Here is a 17,588-nt window from a genome sequence, read left to right on the forward strand (position 1 = left end):
ATCGCGGTCGACGGGCCGGTTAGCGCATCGCTATCGGACGGCCGTCAGCGCGTCGCGGTCGTCGTTTCGCCTCGGAGCACCGATCGATAGCGCTCGCCCGCGGGGTCGGCTGCCGCGAGTGCGTCTCGAATCGTCGGCGAGATCCAGTCCCGCCTCCCGTCCGAACCGTCGGCACCCGCGCCGTCGGCGACCACGCCGTCGAAGTCGTCCGTTCGCAGGTCCGGCGGCAGGAACCGTTCGTAGACCGGCAGCCGTTCGCTCAGCGGAACGCCCGCGTGATCGGCGATGTCCTCGAGTTCTCGCAGCGCGGGCCACTTGTACTCCGGATTGATGTGGTCGTCGGTGACCGGTGAGACGCCGCCCAGATCGTCGACGCCGCAGTCGATCAGGTCCGTTGCGGGGGCGAGGTTGGGAGGGACCTGCACCGAAATCTCCTCGGGCAAGGCGGCGCGAGCCATCGCCGTCACGCGGCGCATCGTCGCGAGGTCGGGCGAGCCGTCAGACCAGCGCTCGTTGTCTACGACCGGCTGAACGATCACTTCCTGGATGTGGTCGTAGCGCTCGTGCAGTTCGCGGATCGCCAGCAGGCTCTCCGCGCGATCCCGCCAGTTCTCGCCGATCCCCACGAGGATCCCGGTCGTGAAGGCGACGTCGAGTTCGCCCGCGTTCGCGAGCGTCCGGAGCCGCTGTCCGGGCACCTTGCGCCGCGGGCCGGCGTGTGCGCCGACCTCGGCGGTCGTCTCGAGCATCACACCCATGCTGGCGTTGACGTCCGCGACGAGTTCCATCTGCTCGCGGGTCTGGTCGCCCGGATTGGCGTGCGGGAGCAGCCCTTCCTCGAGCGCGACTTCGCAGGCCTCGCGCAGGTAGGCGTGGATCGAGTCGTGACCCCACTCCGCGAGTTGCGCGTGAATGTCGGTGTAGCGATCGTCGGGATCGTCGCCGAACGTGAAAAGCGCCTCCGTACAGCCCGCGTCCGCGCCGCGCCGACAGATCTCGCGGACCTCCTCGAGCGAGAGCAGCGAGGCCTTGCCGGGTGGGTCGAAGTAGGTACAGTAGGTACAGGTGTATCGACAGGCCGTGGTGAGCGGCACGAAGACGTTTCGCGCGAAGGTCAGCGCCGGCGGCGCCTCGACGTCGTTCGGACTCACCTGCAGGAGGGTATCGACGGCCCGATCGTCGACCGCGATATCGACGCCGTACTCGCTCGCCCCGGGGAACATTACGTCGAAGTGTCGGCGCTCGTCACATAAGGCTTCACTTCCTCGCGCGGGGGACGCGGGCCCCGGGTCGTCGGTCGCCGATGTCAGTCGGTCCGATCACTCCCCGCTCGAGTCGCCTGGAGCCGTCCCGTCGCCCGCTCGAGTTCGAATCCGAACGCCCGGAGCCGGTCGGCCGTCCGCCCGGTTCCGTGGACGAGCACCTCGACGAGATCCGACGGCTCGTCGACGTCGGTCGCGAGCCGGAAGGAGTCGATCGTCTCGAGGCTCGCGTCCGCCGCGCGAGCGATTTCGCGGTGGTCCAGGTACGACGCACCGTGGTAGTCGGCCCGAAAGTCCGGGTGGCGGACGACGAGTCCGTTCGTCCCTCCGCCCCGTCCCGGCGCGATCGCGACGTCGGCGGCAGTCGAGAAGAGGTCCGCGAGCGCGTCCGGCGTCGCCAGCGCGAGATCGGCCATCACGACGGCGACGGATTCGTCGTCCTCGCGTTCGGGGAGCCGCGCGTTGACCGCGGGCGTGAGCGGCCGGTCGTCGATCTCGACGGACGTCGCCGCCGCCACCTCGTCCGGAAGCGCGAGGTCGGCGGCGTCGAGCGGTGCGGTCGAGACGACCGTCGGCTCGCGCTTCGCCTCGACGACGGCACGGAGGACGTCCGCGAGCATGTCGCGTGCGAACGCCGATCGCTCCGGTTCGGTGAGGACGGACGCGAGCCGCGTCTTCGGCGTCTCCGCGGCGAAGGGGACCACGACGCGCATCTGAATCTGATTGCGGTACTCCGGGCGCGCTCAAAAACACGTCGAACCGAGTGCGATCACCGCCGCCGTCGCGGCGGGTGTCTCACCGTTCCGGGCGGCGCCGACGAATCGCTCCGTCCCCCATGCCCCCGATACGAACGCGACCGCTCGAGTCGTCGAAAAGAGACCGAACCGTCGCCTAGAAGAGCGGTTCGAGTTCGTCCTCGTCGTCTTCGACCAGTTCCTCGAGGTTCTCCTCGCTCTCCCGTTGAATGTCGTCGATGTTGTCCTGTGCTTCGATCGCGACCTGCTGCAGGCGCTTGATTCGGGGAACGTTCGTCACGCCCGAGAGCAAAATCGCCGCGGCGACCTCCGGTTCGCCCCGAGGGAAGTCACCGCCGCGGACCTCCATACTCCCGGTTTCCTCCTCGAGCCACTTCCGTCCGCGTTCGATACCTTTCCGGTTCAGGTATTCCGAGGGACCGGAGAGGACGAGCAGGGCGCGTTCGGTGCCTTCGACCTCACACGGGAGCGTCAGCCGGCCGAGCGCGGCCTTGCGGACGAGGCTCGTGATGCGGTTCGTCGTGTTTGCGGCGTCCAGGTTGTCGTCTCCGCCGGTATCGCCGGTAAACCGCGAGAGGAGCCCGCCACCCGTGTTGAGTTCGACCTCCTCCGAGGCGAAGCCGACGGTGGAGACACCACCGCCGGAGAGCGTGTTGATGATCTCCGAGGAGTCGACGACGCTTTCGGCCACTTCCTGCCCGTCGCCGACCTCGCCGGCGCCGAAGAGAATGCCGAACCGCCGAACGATCTCTTCGTTGATCTGATCGTAGCCGCCCTCGACGGATTCGCCGGTTTGTCGCCAGGAGTCGTTATCGAAGACGAGCAGGTTGTCGACCTCGCGGACGAACGTCTGGAACGAACGAGCCGCGTTAAGCGTGTAGATGCCCCCTTCGTCCGTGCCAGGGAGGACGCCGAGCCCGTAGACGGGGATCGTGTAGATCCGTTTGAGGTGCTTTGCGAGGACGGGCGCACCGCCCGAACCGGTGCCGCCGCCCATGCCGGCGACGATCAGAAAGGCGTCGACCTCGTGGGTCGGAATCGAGTCGATGGCGTTTTGCACCTCGTCGATGTCCTCTTCGGCGACTTCCGCGCCGAGTTCGTTGTCAGCACCGACACCGTGGCCCTTCACGCGGGCCTGGCCGATGAGTACGCGATTCTCCTGTGGAATATTATCGAGGCCGATGAGATCCGCTTTCGCGGAGTTGACGGCGATCGCCGCGCGGACGATTCCGCTGTTCGTCCGATCGTCGTACTCGAGGAATCGATCGACGATTTTGCCACCGGCCTGCCCGAATCCGATCATCGCCAGCTTCATTGTTTGTTAGGGGGCTCCGTTGGATTTGTAACAGTGCAATGGAGGATATAAATCTTGTGCTAACGTGAATTTCCTGAATAATTTAATAACAAGTTGAACCAGTCAGCTAGTGGGGTTTTCGACGGGTATTGTGGTATGGAATCCGATATTTCGCCCATTATTTAATATATTTTATATTATTCGGGCGCGCCGAGTATGACCGGCGGCGGACGCACCGCTGTGGTCGTCGTCAGGTCGTTTGCACCGGTCTCTCGTCCGCGCTCGACGGGTCGAGACCGAGCTGTTCGCCGAGGGTCAGCAACTCGGCCGGATCGCGACCGAACGCGGTCACGTCGTTGTCCGAGACGGTATTGTCGACCTCGAGCGACCGCGCCTGATCGGGACCGAACGGAACGAACGGAACGGGGCCGACCGCGGCCAATCCGAGTTTGGAAACGGCCATCGGAACGGGGACGATCGTGACGTCTTTCCCCTCGGCTTCGTAGACGAGTTCCGTCACGTCCGCGAGGGAGAGGACCTGCGGGCCGGCGACCTCGTAGGTCTCGCCGACGTGGGCGTCGTCTTCCAGGACGGTGGCCAGCAGCGGGACGAGGTCGCCGACCCAGATCGGCTGAAACCGGGTCTCCCCGCCCCCGGGAAGGGCCGTCACGCGCGGCGTTGTTACCGTCTTCGTGAAGTTGGTGAACTCGGCGCCCTCGCCGAAGACGACCGAGGGACGAACGATCGTCCACTCGAGAGACGAGTCCCTGACGACCTCCTCCGCCTTCCCCTTGGCGCGAAGGAAGGCGGTAGTGGCGTTCGGATCGGCCCCGAGTCCGCTCATCTGCAGGAACCGGTCGACGTCGCCGGCTTCGGCGGCGCGGACGAGGTTCTCCGTCCCACCGAGGTGGACCGCATCGTGCGTCTTCCCGCGGGGAGGCTGGTACAGCGGCGAGAGGGACACGAGGTTGACGACCGCGTCGTGGTCCGCGACCGTCTCGACGATCGAATCGTACGCGCCGACGTCGCCCATGGCCGAATCGACGCCCGCTGGGAGGTCGTCGGCCGGGGACCGTGACAGCGCCGTTACCTCGTGGCCGCGCTCGGCCAGTTCCGCACACAGATTCGTGCCGATGAAGCCGGTACCGCCGGCGACGAGGATCTTCATACGGGGGATATGCAGACGCGGCGATATATAGGTGGGCGGCCATGCTGTGTGGATCCTCTCGACAGATTGTAGTAGCAGTCACGACGAGGTCCGATCATGCTCGTCACGCTCGAGGGGTTAGATGGCAGCGGCAAGACGACGGTCTGGAAGGCCTTACACGAGCGCTATCCGGACGCCACGTTTACGCGCGAACCGACGAACTCGTGGTACGGCGACGCCGTCTATCGCTCGATCGAGGACGACGACGCGGATCCGCTCGCCGAACTCTTTCTCTACACCGCCGATCACGCCGATCACCTCTCGCGAGTGATCGAACCCGCACTCGAGCGCGGCGACCTCGTGGTCTCCGATCGGTACTCCGACTCCCGGTTCGCCTATCAGGGCGCGACCCTCGAGGCGGCCGACGCCCACGGCCTCGCGGACCCGCTCGAGTACGTCGTGGACGTCCATCGGCCGTTTTCGATCGAACCGACGCTGACGGTCTACCTCGATCTCGATCCCGAAACGGCCGCGGCGCGAGCGGGCACGACGAACAAGTTCGAGCGGGCCGAGTACCTCGCGTCGGTTCGCGACAACTACGAACGGCTGATCGAGCGTGACCCCGATCGATTCGCTCGCGTCGACGCGACTCAGTCGCCGGACGCCGTTCTCGAGGCGGTGACCGATGCACTCGCGGCGGCCGTCTCCGAGTCGCGATAAGCTGTCTTCGGGCCCGTCGTCCCCGGAGTCGAGAACGCGAGTGTCGGTCTCGGGCAAAGGCTTTAGTCGTGACAGGGTGTACCACACCGCCGATGGTCCACGCGTTCATCATGGTGAAGACGGCCGCCGGGAAATCCGAGGGTCTCCTCGCGGAGATCGGCGACCTCGAGTCGGTCACCGCCGCCCATATCGTCGCGGGTAACTACGACATCATCGCGGAAATCGACGCGCCCGAAGTCTACGACGTGTTACAGACCGTCTCCTCGAGCATTCAGGGCCTCAGCGGTGTCACCGACACGAAAACGTACATCGCGATGGGGTAGCGAGGCCCCTCGAAATCGGATCGCACAGACCGATCGGACCCGTTTTCGCCGGCCGTTCGGCGTTTTCCGTCCGTCTCGGCGCTCGAGGTGCGCCTTCGAACACCTACCATGGTACGCGGGGGCAAACTTATTCACCCGTGCGAGCGTACCCCTGTCCATGCGGTTCGTGATTATCGGGGCCGGACGGGTCGGTTTGCGTACGGCACGCGTCCTGCGTGACGAGGGCCACGAGCTAACGCTAGTCGAACGTGACGACAGGCGGGTCAGGCGCGCCCGTACGCAGGAGTTCACCGTCATCGACGGCGATGGGTCCCGCGAAGACGTTCTCGAGGAGGCAGGCGTCACGACGGCCGACGCCGTGGGTGCGTTGACCGGGGACTTAAACGTCAACTTCACGGCCTGTATGATCGCTAACCATTACGGCTGTCGGACGGTCATGCGGATCGACGAAGCCTATCGCGAGGGGATCTACCGAAAGTACGCCGATCAGGTCGACGAAGTGGTTTACCCCGAACGTCTCGGAGCGATCGGCGCGAAAAACGCCCTGCTCGGCGGAACCATCCGCGCCATCGCCGACATCGCGCCGCACCTGCAGGTCGTCGAACTCACGATCACCGATTCGGCCCCCGTCAACGGGTATACGATCAGCGAACTGCAGTTGCCGGCCGACGCGACCGTCCTCGCGTTCGGCAAGCGCGACCGGCCGCTTGGCATCCCGGACCCCGACCTGTCGCTCGAGGTCGGCGACCGACTCGTCGTCCTCGCGGATTTCGACGTCTTGAGCGACGTCCGCCAGCTGCTGGTCGGCGAGACGGCCGGCCAGGCAGCCGCGAATTCGGGTGCCGGGTCGGCGGCGACGAAACTCGAGCCGGATACTGACACTGGAGGTGTCAACTGATGGTCACGGCATTCGTTATGATCAAAGCAAACACTGGAGAGGCGGATCGACTCAAAGAGAGCATCGACGCTATCGCAGGTGTGCAGTCGGTTCATATCGTTGCCGGCGACGTCGACCTCATCGCGAAAGCGCAGGTCGAAACGCCGGCCGAGGTCAAAGAGATCGCGGCCACTCGAATCCAGGCCGTCGACGGCGTCGAAGACACGCAGACGTACATCGCGATGGACTAACGCGACCGTTCGCGCCGTCGTTCGGCCGTCGCCTCGCGCCTGCTTGCGGGACGCCGTCGGAACCGACGGGGCGCGGTCCCGTCGAAATCGACCCGCGTACGTCGCGTAATCGGGTACGTCCTCCGTGCGGTCAATCGGCCCACATCTCGAGCGCAGCGAGAACCCTGTCGGCCGCGTCTTCGGGACCGCATTCGTCGGTGTCGACCACGAGGTCGGCGTCGGGTTCGTCGAACTCCCGATAGACCACGTGCACTCCCTGCTCGTCGATCGGATTCGTACGGTGTCGGTTTCGATCGAGGCACGTCTCGAGGCCGGCAGTCACCAGGACGAACCGGAGATCGCCGAGCGCCCGAAACCGCGTTTGCCACGGTCGGCGGTAGAACGTCCCGTCGACGAGCGTAATCCCCGTCGGCGGCGCATCGGCGACCCGCTCGGCCAGTCGTTCGTCGGTCCGACTCGAGAAGTCGTCCGAGTGAAACAGCCGGACGGGGCTGTCGCTCGACGCGAGTCGATCCCGGACCAGGGTCGCGATAGTGGTCTTGCCCGCACCCGGTGGCCCACAGATCGCAACGATCACGGCCGTCGGTAGCGGTCGCCGGTATCCCACTAGTTCGATCCGGGCAGTGAGGGTGACCCCGGTATCCGAGGGGACCTCGCGTATCGGAGGGGACGATCTCGGGTCGCGACCGCACACGTGCACGAAATCACACATCACACGAACGACTCGTCCGAGGCACTCGTGGGAAGTTCCGCGAGGCACCGTCGACAGTAGGAGTAAAAAAAGTCGTTTTCGGTCTCACAGACCGGGCATTCCTGCTGATCCGTGGCCTCGTCTGATGTCGACATGTGCGTCGATTCGACCCGCGGACGAAAAGACACGGGGCCCACGCATGCAAGGATCCGTCTCTCGCGACACCGATCGGATACCGACGGAGACGCATCCTCCAGTTGGCAGCACGCGCTCGAACTCTCACCGAACCGTCGGCACGCACGCACACAGACACCCACTCGAGACGTCACTCCCAGTCGATTTCCTCGCCGCGGCTCGACTCCCGGAGGATGAACGGGCCGATCGCCAGCGTCCGCTTCGCGACCGTCGCGATCCGCAGGATAAAGGCGATCAACAGGAGGAAGGGAGTGACGGCGATGGTCGCCGCGAGCGCGACGACCCACACCAGATAATCGATTCCGAGGAGCGTTCCGGTCACGGCAGTGCCGTCGAAAAACGTGATCATTGACAGCGTGATCACCAGCGCGGGAACGGCCACGTACATCATCGCCCGCGAGAGGTTGATCAACTCCCACTGGAAGTAAAGCGTCTTGAAGTGCTCACGCGCGAGGCCGAACAGTTCCAGCGTCTCGAGCAGGTCGTCGTACGCGGTCCGGGCTTCGTCGTCGAACTGGTCCGCGTAGGCGTTCTCGATCCGGCGCAGACGGAAGATTTTCCACGAATAGTTGTAGTCGAGCGCCGCCTTGAGCACGTCGTACGTCCCGAACTGTGCGTTCTCGAGTTCCTCGCGGATCGAGTCGGCGTGGGACGTGATGTTGTCGGTGAAGGCGTCGACGCGGTCACCGAACTCCTCGTCGGAGTTCTCGGAAACGGCGCCGCGAAAGTCGGTTGCGCGCTCCTCGGAGGCGGCGACGACCGCCTGGAGGAACGATGCCGGTTCGGGTGGGCTGATTGGCGCATCGATGGCCGACTCGACGTCGTCTCGGAAGTCCATGGCACCTTCGAACCGCTCGCGCTGGTCCTCGACGGCTCCGAGTTCCTGCGAAAGGACGAGCGAGTTGATCGTGACCACCAGCGTCACGCCGGTTATCAACGCGGTCACGAGCGCCTGGAAGGCGGTTTCGATCGGGTCGCTCGTGCCGACGAGGGCTCGAAGCGAGACGGGGCTGATTCGAGCGACGACGAGCAGACCGCCGAAGACGAAGAGCATCAATGCGGCCGTGATCACCCACCGGTTCGTGTCCAGCAACAGCCGATGTTTCACCGTGGGGGCCTCACTACGCTGGGCCATCGTATCGCTCGGTCGGGAACCGTCGCCGCTCATCGTACGACTCCGACGGTACCATGGCCCCGCTGATATATCTACGCCAGTACTGCACGGCGTGGCTCGAATACGGCCAACCACAGGGGATATTATCCTGCGGCCGCACCGTAGTGACGTGACTCTCCGGGCAGAGACCGAATTCTCGTTCGAACTCCGGACGTGTCGATGGGTCGAACGGGAGTGGCAATCCGACGCGGCCGACCGCGCGCTCGTCGTCGCTCGACAGCTCGGAACGAAACGACGCCGCTGGGACACCATCGTCCTCGAGTGCGATCCCGACGGGCTCCGTCGACGGGCGACGTTCGGCCCCGATCGGCTCGATAGCGATTTGCTTCACGTCGTCCGGAACGCCCCCGCCGAGTGGACGTATTACCGCGAGACGCTTCCACATCCCGGCTACCCGTGGCGGTACGTCCGCGAGGCGATTCACCGCGCCGACGACCGCGGGATCCTCGAGACGAGACGGAACGGCAACCGGATCGAAATTCGACGGAAACGGGAGTATCCCGACTGGCTCGAGCGGATCGTCGCGATCGAGAACAAACCCGACCTGGACAAGAGCGCGGCTCGAGCGCTCGCCTCCCAGCTCGAGTACGACGTCGCGATGGGGCTTGCCGACGAAGTCTGGGTTGCGACCCGTGCGACCGGCGAGCGCGTCGAACCGGTTCTCTTCGAAGGGGTCCCGGTCGAGGTCGGCATCCTCGCGCTCGATCCCGAGGCGCTGACGGGGGAGGTCGCCTGGCACCCGCGCGCGCTGGCAGCCGACGAGCCGGGAACACGGATCCTCGAGCGGCCCGACGGCGGGACGCACGACGGTTCAGCGGCTCGATTCGAATACGTCGATCCCGAGACGAAAGCCGACACCCGACTCGCGATCGCCGAGCGCGCGTACGAACGCGGCTGGCGCTCGTTCGTCGACACGATGCGCCCGGACTGCCGGCACTTCCAGTTACGGGCCGCCGACTCGCGTCAGGCGGTTCCCTATTGCGCCGCCAACGGTCGCGCCCAGACGGCCGCCGAGTGTTCCGGCGGCTGTGCCGACTTCGAGCCCGAACCACCGGCGTGGCGCACCCGCGGCTGGCCGATCGAAGGCGGGCCGGGAAAACGGTCCCAGAAACTCCTCGAGGAGCGCCGTCGACGGCGGCGGCCGGGGCTGTAAGCGTCCGATCGGGCCCGTCGCGTCACCGCGGTGGCACCCTCAGTCGGAGACGCCGACCTCGAGACCGTCGCGCTCGAGGGCCAGTCGGAACGTCGGGACGGTTCGGTACTCGACTTCGACGACGCCCTTGCGACGCAGGCTCTGGAGTCCGGAGCGGACGTCCTCCGCGTCGGGATCGACGTCGTACGCGTCCCGGAGCTTGTGCAGCACGGAGACCACGCTCTCTGATTCTTCGTCGGGGCCGGCGAGCACCTCGACGATCCGAGCCTGTAGTTCTGGAACGCGGATTCGCGAGGGAATCCCGTCGTCCTCGTCGCTTTCGACGCCCGGCTCCACGTCGACGAGTTCCGCCGCGTCGGCGGTCGCGCGGATCAGACTGTTGTCGTCTCTGAAATAGTAGTCCCCGAGTTCGTTCTCGAGGTACTGGTGGACTTCGCTCCCGCTTTCCATCCCCCATCGGTCCTGGAGCTCGGCGTTCTTCGTCGGCTGTAGCTCCACCACGTCCGCCAACCGTTCAGTTGCCTCATCAGAGAGCGCCATCGTCGAACTGTATGCGGATCCGGTACTTTTGCGTTGCGTCCCACCCCGGGTCGCGGGTGCGTTCGAACCCGAGCGCCGCTTTTCGACCGCTCGCTGCGCTTCGTCCGGACCACTCCCACCCCGACGAACCGTCGCTACCCGACGTCGGCGACGAAGCTGCGCAGATCGTCGACGAACAGGTCGGGGACCTCCATCGCCGCGAAGTGGCCTCCCTCGGGCATTTCGGTCCAACGCGCGATGTCGTATACGTCCTCCGCCCAGCCGCGGGGCGTTTTGTACACCTCGGCCGGGTAGCGGGCGTGACCTGTCGGAACGTCGACGGAGCTCGGCGACGCCGCCTCGACGTCCGTTTCGTAGTACACCCGCATCGAGGAGTTAATCGTCTCCGTGAGCCAGTAGACGCTCACGTTATCGAGCAGGCGGTCGCGGTCGAACCGGGACTCGAGGTCGCCGTCGCAGTCGCTCCAGGTCCGGAACTTCTCGACGATCCAGGCCGCGAGTCCGGCCGGCGAGTCCGTCAGCCCGTACGCCAGGCTCTGGGGCTTGGTCGCCTGAATTTCGTAGTAGGCGGTCTCCTCGTCGAGGAATTCGGCGGTCTCTCGGTACTCGGCTCGCTCCCCCTCGTCGAGCAACTCCATCGGGTCGTCGACCGCCAGCGATGCGGGACTCAGAAATAGCATATTCGTGTGAATCGCGTCCAGGCGGTCGGGGTAGTTCGCGCCCAGCAGAGTCGTGACCATGGCCCCCCAGTCGCCGCCCTGTGCGACGTAGCGGTCGTAGCCGAGTCGCTCCATCAGTTCGGCGACGACGTCCGTCATCGCCGGCACGTCGTATCCCTGCTCTCGAGTGGGGCCTGAAAACCCGAATCCGGGGAGCGACGGGGCCACGACGTGGAACGCCGCCGACGGATCGCCGCCGTGGGTCGCCGGATCGGCGAGCGGTCCGAGGACGTCGAGAAACTCGGCGACCGAACCGGGCCAGCCGTGGTTCAAGACGAGCGGTGTCGCGTCCGGCTCCGGCGAACGGACGTGGTAGAAGTGGACCCGCTGGCCGTCGATCGTCGTGACGTACTGGTCGAATCGATTGAGTCGGGTCTCGAACGCCGACCAGTCGAACTCCTCGCGCCAGTACTCACAGAGTTCCCGTAGATACTCCCGCTCCGTCCCGTACGCCCATCCTGCGTCGGGGAGTTGATCCGGCCAGCGCGTCCGCGCCAGTCGCGTCCGGAGGTCGTCGATCTCCGTCGGCTCGACTGCGACCTCGAACGGCCGGATCGCCTCGTCGTCTTCCGTCGTCATGATGCTTCCCTGGCCTCCGGACCGTCGACTCGGGCACTCGCAGACACGACTCGCATATCGTTCCCGACTCGTTCGCACCACAAAATACTGTCGCGGCGTCGGGCCTCAATCGCTTCCGACGACCGGCACGGAAGCCGTCGTCTCGAGGGTCTCCTCGACCTGCGTATAGACCAGGATCGCTCCCAGGACGGCGAGCGCGGAGCCGAAAACGAAGGGGACCTCGAAGTCGAACCTGACCAGCGCGCCAGAGGAAAGCGGACCGGCGGCGATTCCGTACCCGAAGGCCATCGTGAGGATCGACAGTTTCGACCCGGACTCGCCCTCGCCGGCGAGGTCGCCCGCGAGCGCTAGCGATGGGGCAAACACCATCGCGGCGGCGACGCCCTGGAACAATCGGGCCAGGAACATCAGCACCGAGGACATGATAAATCCCTGCGCGAGGGTCGTCGGGACGAGAAACACCATTCCGGCGACGATGAACGGCCGGCGGCCGTACCGATCGCAGGCCCGCCCGATCGGCGTCTGGAGCGCGACCTGGGCGATGATGAACGCGGCGAACTGGAGGCCGAACCAGGTCGCGCCCTGATCGAGCCGGGGGTTGACCTGCGGTTGAAGGGTCGCAAAGAGGGCGATCGACGTCGCCATGAAAAACGACGCGACGCCGAGCGTGAAAATCGGGTCGAGCAGGTTCGTCCCGGATCGGTCGAGGATCGGAATCGAGAGGTCCGCACCGGCGTTCGCGACGGTCGACTCCGGATCGGAGACGAGTACCGTCACGAGGGCGTAGCTCGTCGTGGCGGCGACCGTGGCGATGTAGAACGCGGCGTCGAACCCGTTGACCGTCACCCCGCCGGGGAGCGCGTAAGGGCCGAGATTGACGACCGCACCCGCGACCGCCGGTCCAGCACCGAATCCGATCAGCCGGAACGTGTTGTAGACGCCCATGTTTCCGCCGCGGTCTCCGGCCGTGGCGAGTTCGTTTACGAGCGCGACCGACGACGGAATGATGAACGCGACGCTGACGCCCTGCAATCCGCGGATGACGAGCAGCGAGACGTACGTTTCCGCGAAGACGTACGCGGCGTTTGTCAGCGCCAGTCCGGCGAGCCCGACCAGAATGAAGGGTTTCCGTCGGCCGAGTCGATCCGACAGTCGGCCGGTAAATGGCTGGAAACTACTGTTGAGAAACCCGAATACCGAGAGAATGAGCCCGATAATCAACGAGTCCCCGAGCCCGAACGCCGACCCGCTAACGATCCCGCTCGTCACGTACAGCGGGATCACGATGATCAGAAACGAGTTTCCGATCCCGTCGGCCATCCGCGCCCCCGCCAGCGCGAGTACCCGCCGATCGACGGCAAACGGCGCTACGAGCCGATCCACGACTCTTCGCATCACTTTCACGTCCGGTGTCCCGCCCGATTATAGTTTCGAATCGAAATGTCGGTCCGCCGGACCGTCTCGGGCGACTCGACAGCGCGACGGGCGATCCGTCGGCGTCGGCCCATCGCCTGAGAGACGACACGCCTGTCCGGATCGGAGCGGTCCTCGACGACCTCGAGCATTCGACCACGACGGAGCGGGCCACCGTCGAACTCGAGGACGGTCTCCGTTCGTTCGCCGACGGCCAGCGTGCTCGGTCACCCCGGCCGACCGAATCGAGTGGGACCGCCTCGAGTCTGCTGACGAGATACTGGCGGAACGACGCACCGGTGGCCCGCGCGAAGCCGTCGACGCACGTCTCGGACTGCGGGCGACGGACGCCCGTTTCATCCGCTGATCGATCACCGATTCTAAACGGGTCCCTTAAGTCGCTCGACCTCCGTAGGCCGGGTAAGATGGAATTTTGCGACGAATGCGGTTCGATGATGAAAGCCGACGACGGCATCTGGAAGTGCGGTAGTTGCGGTTTCACGAAGCCGAAAGGCGACGCCGCCGAGTACACGCTCACGGAAGATCAGGAGGCGAGCGAGATAATCGAGTCCTCCGAGGAGACCTCGCTGCCCGAGACCGACGCGATCTGCCCGGAATGTGGCAACGACCGCGCGTACTGGTACATGCAACAGATTCGCTCGGCGGACGAATCCGAGACCCGCTTTTTCATCTGCACAGAGTGCGAGTACAAGTGGCGGGAAGACGACAACTAACGAAATTTTACGCTGCAGTCTGTCGCGCTGGCGGCTTCGCCGCACAGCGCGACGTCCCTCGGTAAAATTTCGATCAAAAGCACTCCTCCCTCCCTTACAGGTCGGTCGTCGGCCCGCTCGCTCACTTCGTTCGCTCGCGGTCGGTGACGGGTGACGGCCTGCCCTCCCCCGGGTCGCGGCCCCCTCGCCGTGCTCGGAGTCCGCTCCTGGCCACTGCCATCTCGAGTTCGTGAACCGGTCGTAAAACCGAAAGGAGGATCGTCTCGATACGCGACGACCAACTCGAGTGTACCGGGATCGCGCTACTCGTTGCGCGCGACCGTCAGATAGCCGGTGTGACCGACGGGCGCGGTCGATGGCCTCGAGCCCCGTTCGTCGAATTGCATCTCGCGCTGGATCGTCTCTCGAGTAGTGACGGCCGAGAGGCCGGCTTCGCGAGCCGTCTCCGCGACCTCGCGGGTCGACTCGACGAACGGGCTGTAGACCGCGACGAAGCCGCCGTCGACGAGCAGGTCGGGGGCGCGTTCGACGACCGCCGGCGCGTCGCCGGTATCGAGGGTGCAGACATCGAACGACGCGGGCTCGAGGGCCTCGAACTCCTCGGTCACGTCGCCGGTTCGGACCTCGACGGCGTCGGCGACGCCGCCGAGGGCCATGTTCTCGCGGGCGACGTCGGCGAACTCGGGGTCGCGCTCGTAGGTCACGACCGAGGCGCCGGCGCGGGCCATCGACGCGGCGAGGACGCCCGTTCCGGTCCCGGCGTCGAGCACGCGGTCGCCGCCTGCGATTCCCGTCTCGCCGATCACCAGCCCGATATCGCGGGGGATCATCGGCGCGCCCGTCCGCTCGAAGTGATGGAAGAGGTCCGGTCCCCGCAATCGACGGACCCGAAATTCGTCGCCCAGATGGGTCTCGAGGGTGTCGCCCGGTTGGACCTCCTCTGGGACCTCGAGGACGCCGAGGTCGGTTCCCATCTCGTCGCCCGGCTCGACGAGGTACTCGCGGTCGCCGCGAACGAGCAAGACCGGAATGCGGTCGCCTTCGCTGTCGGTGCTCGCGGTGTCGTCGTCCGCGTCGTCTGATCCGTTCACTCGAGGGATTCGACCGCCGCGGCGAGGTCGCCGTCGTTGTCTTCCAGGGCCGCGCGGGCCTCGTCCTCGCTGACGTCGGCTCGCATGGCGACGAGTTCGACGTCGTCGTCCGGGATCGACGGTCCGGCGTCGCTCTCGTCGCTTCCGGCGCTTTCGCCGGCCGAGCCGGCTTCGACCTCTTCTGGCGAGCCGATGACCTGGTACGTCTCCTGGCCGCGGGCGTCCATCTTGGTGACTTCGGCGTTGTTGAAGACGAGATCGTACTCCGCGGTGCGGATGATGACCTCTTCGGCGTCGATGTCCTCGACGTCGATTCCCATCTGTTCCATCATCTGTTCCATCTTGCGCGGGTTGAGTCCGCCACCTCCTCCGAACATACTCGCCACGTCGCCACCGGCACCCTTTTACTTTGTCGTTCGGACGACGGGGTGGGCAACCGAACGGATCCGTCGGGGCGGCTCCGGACCCGCGGATCGACGGACCGACGTTTTCAATCGACGCGACCGTGTAGCGTGCCCCGATGGTAACCGAACTCGACGCGCTACTCGAGGTGCTCGAACTGAAAGACGAGCGCCGGACGGGGTGGGTCCTCCGCGGGATCGAGAATCCCGAGTCGGTCGCGGCCCACACGTGGGGCACGGCGTTGCTCTGTCTCCTCTATGCGGATCGAACCGAGGGCGCGGTGGACCGCGATCGGGCGATCTCGATGGCGCTCGTCCACGACCTCGCGGAAGCGCGCACGGGCGACTTCGCCACTCGAGCGGACGACGAGAACCAGCGCGTGACCGCCGCGGAGAAAGCGGCGCTCGAGCGGGAGGCGATCACCGCCCTCCTCGACCCGTTCCGGGACCGAGACCGTGATACTCTGTCGCTCTGGGAGGAGTACGAGGCCCGCCGGACGCCCACCGCGCAGTTCGTCAAGGACATGGACCTGATCGACAACTGCCTCCAGGCGCTCGCGTACGAACGAACGGATCGCTACGACGCGGCCGATACGAGCGACGCGTTCTCGCGGTTCGAAAACGTAGACGAGTTCTTCGCGACGGCAGCACCGCGGATCCGGACGGAGATTGGCGACGCGCTGTTCGAGACGATCAAAGCGCGATACGAACGGGAGATCGGTCGAGACTGTCAGCTGTAGCACCGGGTCACGGTTCCGCGGGGGCGCCCTCGCGGACGTTCACCGCCATCCCCGTCTCGAAGTCGAGAATCGCGTCGGCGGCGAGCTGTGCCGTTCCGACCGCGAGCAATTCGCCGCGCTCGTGGACGACCAGCACCTCGTCACCCGGTCGGATCTCCGCGCCGGCTTCGAGGACGAACTTCGCGAACACGTTCTTCTCGTCGCGGACGAACGGCTCGCTCTCGTCGTCGACCACGACCCGATAGGCCGGTGGGGCGAGGCCGGCGTGGAGACGGCGCCCGCCCTCGAGTCCCAGGGTGAAACGGCCGTCGGTGCCGAACGAGACGATGCGGCCCGCCTCCGCGTGGATTTGCTGTGGACGGCCGGAGGTCGTCCGCTTGATCGTTAGCGAGTCCGCCGGCGGGAAGAGTGCGTCACCCGCGCCCGCGCCGAACTGATAGTCGGCGATGGTCCGGAGGTCGGGAAGTCCGGCGTGTCCGTCCGATGGGTCGCTCATCGGCCGGAGTTGGACCCGGTGGGTCGAAAGCCCTTCGACCTGACTGCGTCGGTAGTGGTACCTCGTTGCTTTCGAAGTGGTCCGTGTGAGCCACTGTTCCGGCGGAAATCGGAACGGCCACATCCGTTCGGTATCGGCTCGCCATGATCAGAGATAGTGACTGTTATACTATCCGAACTTCAATTGCCGTCAGCGATGGACGTTACTCAGATCGGTCTCGGGGTTGCCTTGCTCGTCCTCGGCACCCTGACGCTCATCGGCCCGGCCACGTTCGTCACGGGACCGTTCGTCTACCTCCTGGCGGGTGCGTCACTCTTCGTCACGGGGTATGCGCTCGTGATCGGACTCTCACAGAACAGACAGCCAAATTAGGCGACGGTTCCGTTCCAGTCGCGTTTTTGGTCCGTCCCCATCGTTCGCCGATTTCGAACCCGATAGCGTCCGATCCCGGTCGATCACGGTGGTGTCTTCGGGTTCGCTCAGAGCAGGAACGTCTCGTGGCGATCGCCGAGGTCGAGGAACGAATCGGCTTCGGCGATCAGTTCTTCGGCCGTCGAGGACTCGAACGCCATCACCTCGACGCGGACGCCTTCGTGGCGCAGGTGCGAACAGAGCCGGGAAAAGTCGCCGTCGCCCGTACAGAGGACCATCGTGTCGACGTGGTTCGCGAGCGTCACCGCGTCCAGGCTCATCCCGACGTCCCAGTCCGCCTTTTTCGTCCCGTCCGCGAACCGCTTGATGTCCTTGATCTTCGGCTCGAAGCCGATGTCGACGAGCGCCTCGAAGAAGCTCTCCTCTTCGGGCGCCTCCGCGCGAATGACGTACGCGATCGCACGGGTGAGTTGGCGGTCCTGAACCGCCTTCTCGAGCAGGGCGGAGTAGTCGATGTTGCGGCTGTGGAGGCTCTGTGCAGTGTGGTAGAGGTTCTGAGCGTCGACGAGGACGGCGACGCGCTGACCGGGGTGAATTTCCGTCACGTATCACGATATCGGGGACGAGCGTAAAAAATTTCGTCGGTCGGTCCCGATCGATC

Annotated in this window: 22 protein-coding genes; 8 read left to right on the top strand and 14 right to left on the bottom strand. The window is 65.6% G+C overall.

Features of this window, described 5'->3' with window-relative positions:
- Nucleotides 1–44 precede the first annotated feature (44 nt).
- The 4 genes from cofG to NJT13_RS16575 form a co-directional block, all read right to left on the bottom strand.
- Entirely contained in the window at nucleotides 45–1,223 is a 1,179-nt protein-coding gene (gene cofG / locus NJT13_RS16560; protein ID WP_254522735.1) for a 7,8-didemethyl-8-hydroxy-5-deazariboflavin synthase subunit CofG, read from the bottom strand.
- An 83-nt stretch (nucleotides 1,224–1,306) separates the two neighbouring features.
- Nucleotides 1,307–1,975: a 2-phospho-L-lactate guanylyltransferase gene (gene cofC / locus NJT13_RS16565; RefSeq protein ID WP_254522736.1), complete on the bottom strand. Its 669-nt coding sequence runs from the start codon at nucleotides 1,973–1,975 to the stop codon at nucleotides 1,307–1,309.
- Nucleotides 1,976–2,153: 178 nt separating this feature from the next.
- Nucleotides 2,154–3,332, bottom strand: coding sequence for a tubulin/FtsZ family protein (locus tag NJT13_RS16570; protein WP_254522737.1), 1,179 nt, complete (start codon nucleotides 3,330–3,332; stop codon nucleotides 2,154–2,156).
- 229 nt (nucleotides 3,333–3,561) lie between these two features.
- Entirely contained in the window at nucleotides 3,562–4,479 is a 918-nt protein-coding gene (locus NJT13_RS16575) for a complex I NDUFA9 subunit family protein (RefSeq protein ID WP_254522738.1), read from the bottom strand.
- Nucleotides 4,480–4,575: 96 nt separating this feature from the next.
- On the opposite strand from NJT13_RS16575, the gene tmk reads away from it, so the two are divergent.
- From tmk to NJT13_RS16595, 4 genes are all read left to right on the top strand, one after another.
- Nucleotides 4,576–5,178, top strand: a complete 603-nt coding sequence (gene tmk / locus NJT13_RS16580; RefSeq protein WP_254522739.1) for a dTMP kinase — start codon at nucleotides 4,576–4,578, stop codon at nucleotides 5,176–5,178.
- Between the two features lie 92 nt (nucleotides 5,179–5,270).
- Nucleotides 5,271–5,501, top strand: a complete 231-nt coding sequence (locus NJT13_RS16585) for an Lrp/AsnC family transcriptional regulator (RefSeq protein ID WP_254525475.1) — start codon at nucleotides 5,271–5,273, stop codon at nucleotides 5,499–5,501.
- Between the two features lie 157 nt (nucleotides 5,502–5,658).
- Nucleotides 5,659–6,399 carry a potassium channel family protein gene (locus NJT13_RS16590; RefSeq protein WP_254522740.1) on the top strand — a complete coding sequence of 247 codons (741 nt, stop codon included), beginning with the start codon at nucleotides 5,659–5,661 and terminating at the stop codon, nucleotides 6,397–6,399.
- On the top strand, nucleotides 6,399–6,629 hold the full coding sequence (locus NJT13_RS16595) for an Lrp/AsnC family transcriptional regulator (RefSeq protein WP_254522741.1): 231 nt from the start codon (nucleotides 6,399–6,401) through the stop codon (nucleotides 6,627–6,629). The genes NJT13_RS16590 and NJT13_RS16595 overlap by 1 nt, the downstream gene beginning before the upstream one ends.
- Before the next feature lie 130 nt (nucleotides 6,630–6,759).
- Here NJT13_RS16595 and NJT13_RS16600 read toward each other — a convergent pair whose 3' ends face one another.
- Together NJT13_RS16600 and NJT13_RS16605 are read right to left on the bottom strand one after the other, a co-directional pair.
- Nucleotides 6,760–7,206, bottom strand: a complete 447-nt coding sequence (locus tag NJT13_RS16600; RefSeq protein ID WP_254522742.1) for an AAA family ATPase — start codon at nucleotides 7,204–7,206, stop codon at nucleotides 6,760–6,762.
- Nucleotides 7,207–7,645: 439 nt separating this feature from the next.
- Nucleotides 7,646–8,683 carry a DUF7972 family membrane protein gene (locus NJT13_RS16605; protein ID WP_254522743.1) on the bottom strand — a complete coding sequence of 346 codons (1,038 nt, stop codon included), beginning with the start codon at nucleotides 8,681–8,683 and terminating at the stop codon, nucleotides 7,646–7,648.
- Nucleotides 8,684–8,798: 115 nt separating this feature from the next.
- Between NJT13_RS16605 and NJT13_RS16610 the strand changes: the two genes are divergently transcribed.
- The gene (locus NJT13_RS16610) at nucleotides 8,799–9,842 is read left to right on the top strand and encodes a DUF5787 family protein (protein ID WP_254522744.1); all 1,044 of its coding nucleotides are present in this window, start codon (nucleotides 8,799–8,801) and stop codon (nucleotides 9,840–9,842) included.
- 39 nt (nucleotides 9,843–9,881) lie between these two features.
- Here NJT13_RS16610 and NJT13_RS16615 read toward each other — a convergent pair whose 3' ends face one another.
- The 4 genes from NJT13_RS16615 to NJT13_RS16630 form a co-directional block, all read right to left on the bottom strand.
- Nucleotides 9,882–10,382, bottom strand: a complete 501-nt coding sequence (locus tag NJT13_RS16615; protein WP_254522745.1) for a DUF5797 family protein — start codon at nucleotides 10,380–10,382, stop codon at nucleotides 9,882–9,884.
- Nucleotides 10,383–10,516: 134 nt separating this feature from the next.
- Nucleotides 10,517–11,680: an epoxide hydrolase family protein gene (locus tag NJT13_RS16620; RefSeq protein WP_254522746.1), complete on the bottom strand. Its 1,164-nt coding sequence runs from the start codon at nucleotides 11,678–11,680 to the stop codon at nucleotides 10,517–10,519.
- 105 nt (nucleotides 11,681–11,785) lie between these two features.
- On the bottom strand, nucleotides 11,786–13,075 hold the full coding sequence (locus NJT13_RS16625) for an MFS transporter (protein ID WP_254522747.1): 1,290 nt from the start codon (nucleotides 13,073–13,075) through the stop codon (nucleotides 11,786–11,788).
- Nucleotides 13,076–13,080: 5 nt separating this feature from the next.
- A complete protein-coding gene (locus tag NJT13_RS16630) occupies nucleotides 13,081–13,245 on the bottom strand; it encodes a hypothetical protein (protein ID WP_254522748.1) in 165 nt (54 codons plus the stop codon).
- Between the two features lie 273 nt (nucleotides 13,246–13,518).
- On the opposite strand from NJT13_RS16630, the gene NJT13_RS16635 reads away from it, so the two are divergent.
- Nucleotides 13,519–13,827, top strand: a complete 309-nt coding sequence (locus NJT13_RS16635) for a transcription factor S (RefSeq protein ID WP_254522750.1) — start codon at nucleotides 13,519–13,521, stop codon at nucleotides 13,825–13,827.
- A gap of 302 nt (nucleotides 13,828–14,129) precedes the next feature.
- On the opposite strand, the gene NJT13_RS16640 is transcribed toward NJT13_RS16635, so the two are convergent.
- Complete coding sequence (locus tag NJT13_RS16640) at nucleotides 14,130–14,927, bottom strand: methyltransferase domain-containing protein (protein ID WP_254525476.1); 798 nt, start codon at nucleotides 14,925–14,927, stop codon at nucleotides 14,130–14,132.
- Complete coding sequence (locus tag NJT13_RS16645) at nucleotides 14,915–15,295, bottom strand: nascent polypeptide-associated complex protein (protein WP_254522752.1); 381 nt, start codon at nucleotides 15,293–15,295, stop codon at nucleotides 14,915–14,917. The genes NJT13_RS16640 and NJT13_RS16645 overlap by 13 nt, the downstream gene beginning before the upstream one ends.
- Before the next feature lie 143 nt (nucleotides 15,296–15,438).
- On the opposite strand from NJT13_RS16645, the gene NJT13_RS16650 reads away from it, so the two are divergent.
- Nucleotides 15,439–16,059 carry an HD domain-containing protein gene (locus tag NJT13_RS16650; RefSeq protein ID WP_254522755.1) on the top strand — a complete coding sequence of 207 codons (621 nt, stop codon included), beginning with the start codon at nucleotides 15,439–15,441 and terminating at the stop codon, nucleotides 16,057–16,059.
- A 7-nt stretch (nucleotides 16,060–16,066) separates the two neighbouring features.
- Here NJT13_RS16650 and NJT13_RS16655 read toward each other — a convergent pair whose 3' ends face one another.
- A complete protein-coding gene (locus tag NJT13_RS16655) occupies nucleotides 16,067–16,555 on the bottom strand; it encodes a PUA domain-containing protein (RefSeq protein WP_254522757.1) in 489 nt (162 codons plus the stop codon).
- A 195-nt stretch (nucleotides 16,556–16,750) separates the two neighbouring features.
- Between NJT13_RS16655 and NJT13_RS16660 the strand changes: the two genes are divergently transcribed.
- Nucleotides 16,751–16,927 (top strand): hypothetical protein, encoded by a 177-nt coding sequence (locus tag NJT13_RS16660; protein ID WP_254522759.1) that lies wholly within the window; start codon nucleotides 16,751–16,753, stop codon nucleotides 16,925–16,927.
- Between the two features lie 107 nt (nucleotides 16,928–17,034).
- Here NJT13_RS16660 and NJT13_RS16665 read toward each other — a convergent pair whose 3' ends face one another.
- The gene (locus NJT13_RS16665; protein WP_254522761.1) at nucleotides 17,035–17,532 is read right to left on the bottom strand and encodes a LabA-like NYN domain-containing protein; all 498 of its coding nucleotides are present in this window, start codon (nucleotides 17,530–17,532) and stop codon (nucleotides 17,035–17,037) included.
- Nucleotides 17,533–17,588 lie beyond the last annotated feature (56 nt).

Origin of the sequence: Natrinema caseinilyticum (assembly GCF_024227435.1) — an archaeon.
Taxonomy (GTDB): Archaea; Halobacteriota; Halobacteria; order Halobacteriales; family Natrialbaceae; genus Natrinema; species Natrinema caseinilyticum.

Excerpts from the sequence above, each read along its gene's own strand:
- NJT13_RS16585 (WP_254525475.1), top strand. The coding sequence starts at position 5,271 with ATGGTCCACGCGTTCATCATGGTGAAGACGGCCGCCGGGAAATCCGAG.
- NJT13_RS16635 (WP_254522750.1), top strand. The coding sequence starts at position 13,519 with ATGGAATTTTGCGACGAATGCGGTTCGATGATGAAAGCCGACGACGGC.
- NJT13_RS16630 (WP_254522748.1), bottom strand. The coding sequence starts at position 13,245 with ATGCTCGAGGTCGTCGAGGACCGCTCCGATCCGGACAGGCGTGTCGTC.
- NJT13_RS16650 (WP_254522755.1), top strand. The coding sequence starts at position 15,439 with ATGGTAACCGAACTCGACGCGCTACTCGAGGTGCTCGAACTGAAAGAC.
- NJT13_RS16655 (WP_254522757.1), bottom strand. The coding sequence starts at position 16,555 with ATGAGCGACCCATCGGACGGACACGCCGGACTTCCCGACCTCCGGACC.
- NJT13_RS16660 (WP_254522759.1), top strand. The coding sequence starts at position 16,751 with ATGGACGTTACTCAGATCGGTCTCGGGGTTGCCTTGCTCGTCCTCGGC.
- tmk (WP_254522739.1), top strand. The coding sequence starts at position 4,576 with ATGCTCGTCACGCTCGAGGGGTTAGATGGCAGCGGCAAGACGACGGTC.
- NJT13_RS16595 (WP_254522741.1), top strand. The coding sequence starts at position 6,399 with ATGGTCACGGCATTCGTTATGATCAAAGCAAACACTGGAGAGGCGGAT.
- NJT13_RS16605 (WP_254522743.1), bottom strand. The coding sequence starts at position 8,683 with ATGAGCGGCGACGGTTCCCGACCGAGCGATACGATGGCCCAGCGTAGT.
- NJT13_RS16615 (WP_254522745.1), bottom strand. The coding sequence starts at position 10,382 with ATGGCGCTCTCTGATGAGGCAACTGAACGGTTGGCGGACGTGGTGGAG.
- NJT13_RS16620 (WP_254522746.1), bottom strand. The coding sequence starts at position 11,680 with ATGACGACGGAAGACGACGAGGCGATCCGGCCGTTCGAGGTCGCAGTC.
- cofC (WP_254522736.1), bottom strand. The coding sequence starts at position 1,975 with ATGCGCGTCGTGGTCCCCTTCGCCGCGGAGACGCCGAAGACGCGGCTC.
- NJT13_RS16570 (WP_254522737.1), bottom strand. The coding sequence starts at position 3,332 with ATGAAGCTGGCGATGATCGGATTCGGGCAGGCCGGTGGCAAAATCGTC.
- cofG (WP_254522735.1), bottom strand. The coding sequence starts at position 1,223 with ATGTTCCCCGGGGCGAGCGAGTACGGCGTCGATATCGCGGTCGACGAT.
- NJT13_RS16575 (WP_254522738.1), bottom strand. The coding sequence starts at position 4,479 with ATGAAGATCCTCGTCGCCGGCGGTACCGGCTTCATCGGCACGAATCTG.
- NJT13_RS16590 (WP_254522740.1), top strand. The coding sequence starts at position 5,659 with ATGCGGTTCGTGATTATCGGGGCCGGACGGGTCGGTTTGCGTACGGCA.
- NJT13_RS16645 (WP_254522752.1), bottom strand. The coding sequence starts at position 15,295 with ATGTTCGGAGGAGGTGGCGGACTCAACCCGCGCAAGATGGAACAGATG.
- NJT13_RS16625 (WP_254522747.1), bottom strand. The coding sequence starts at position 13,075 with ATGCGAAGAGTCGTGGATCGGCTCGTAGCGCCGTTTGCCGTCGATCGG.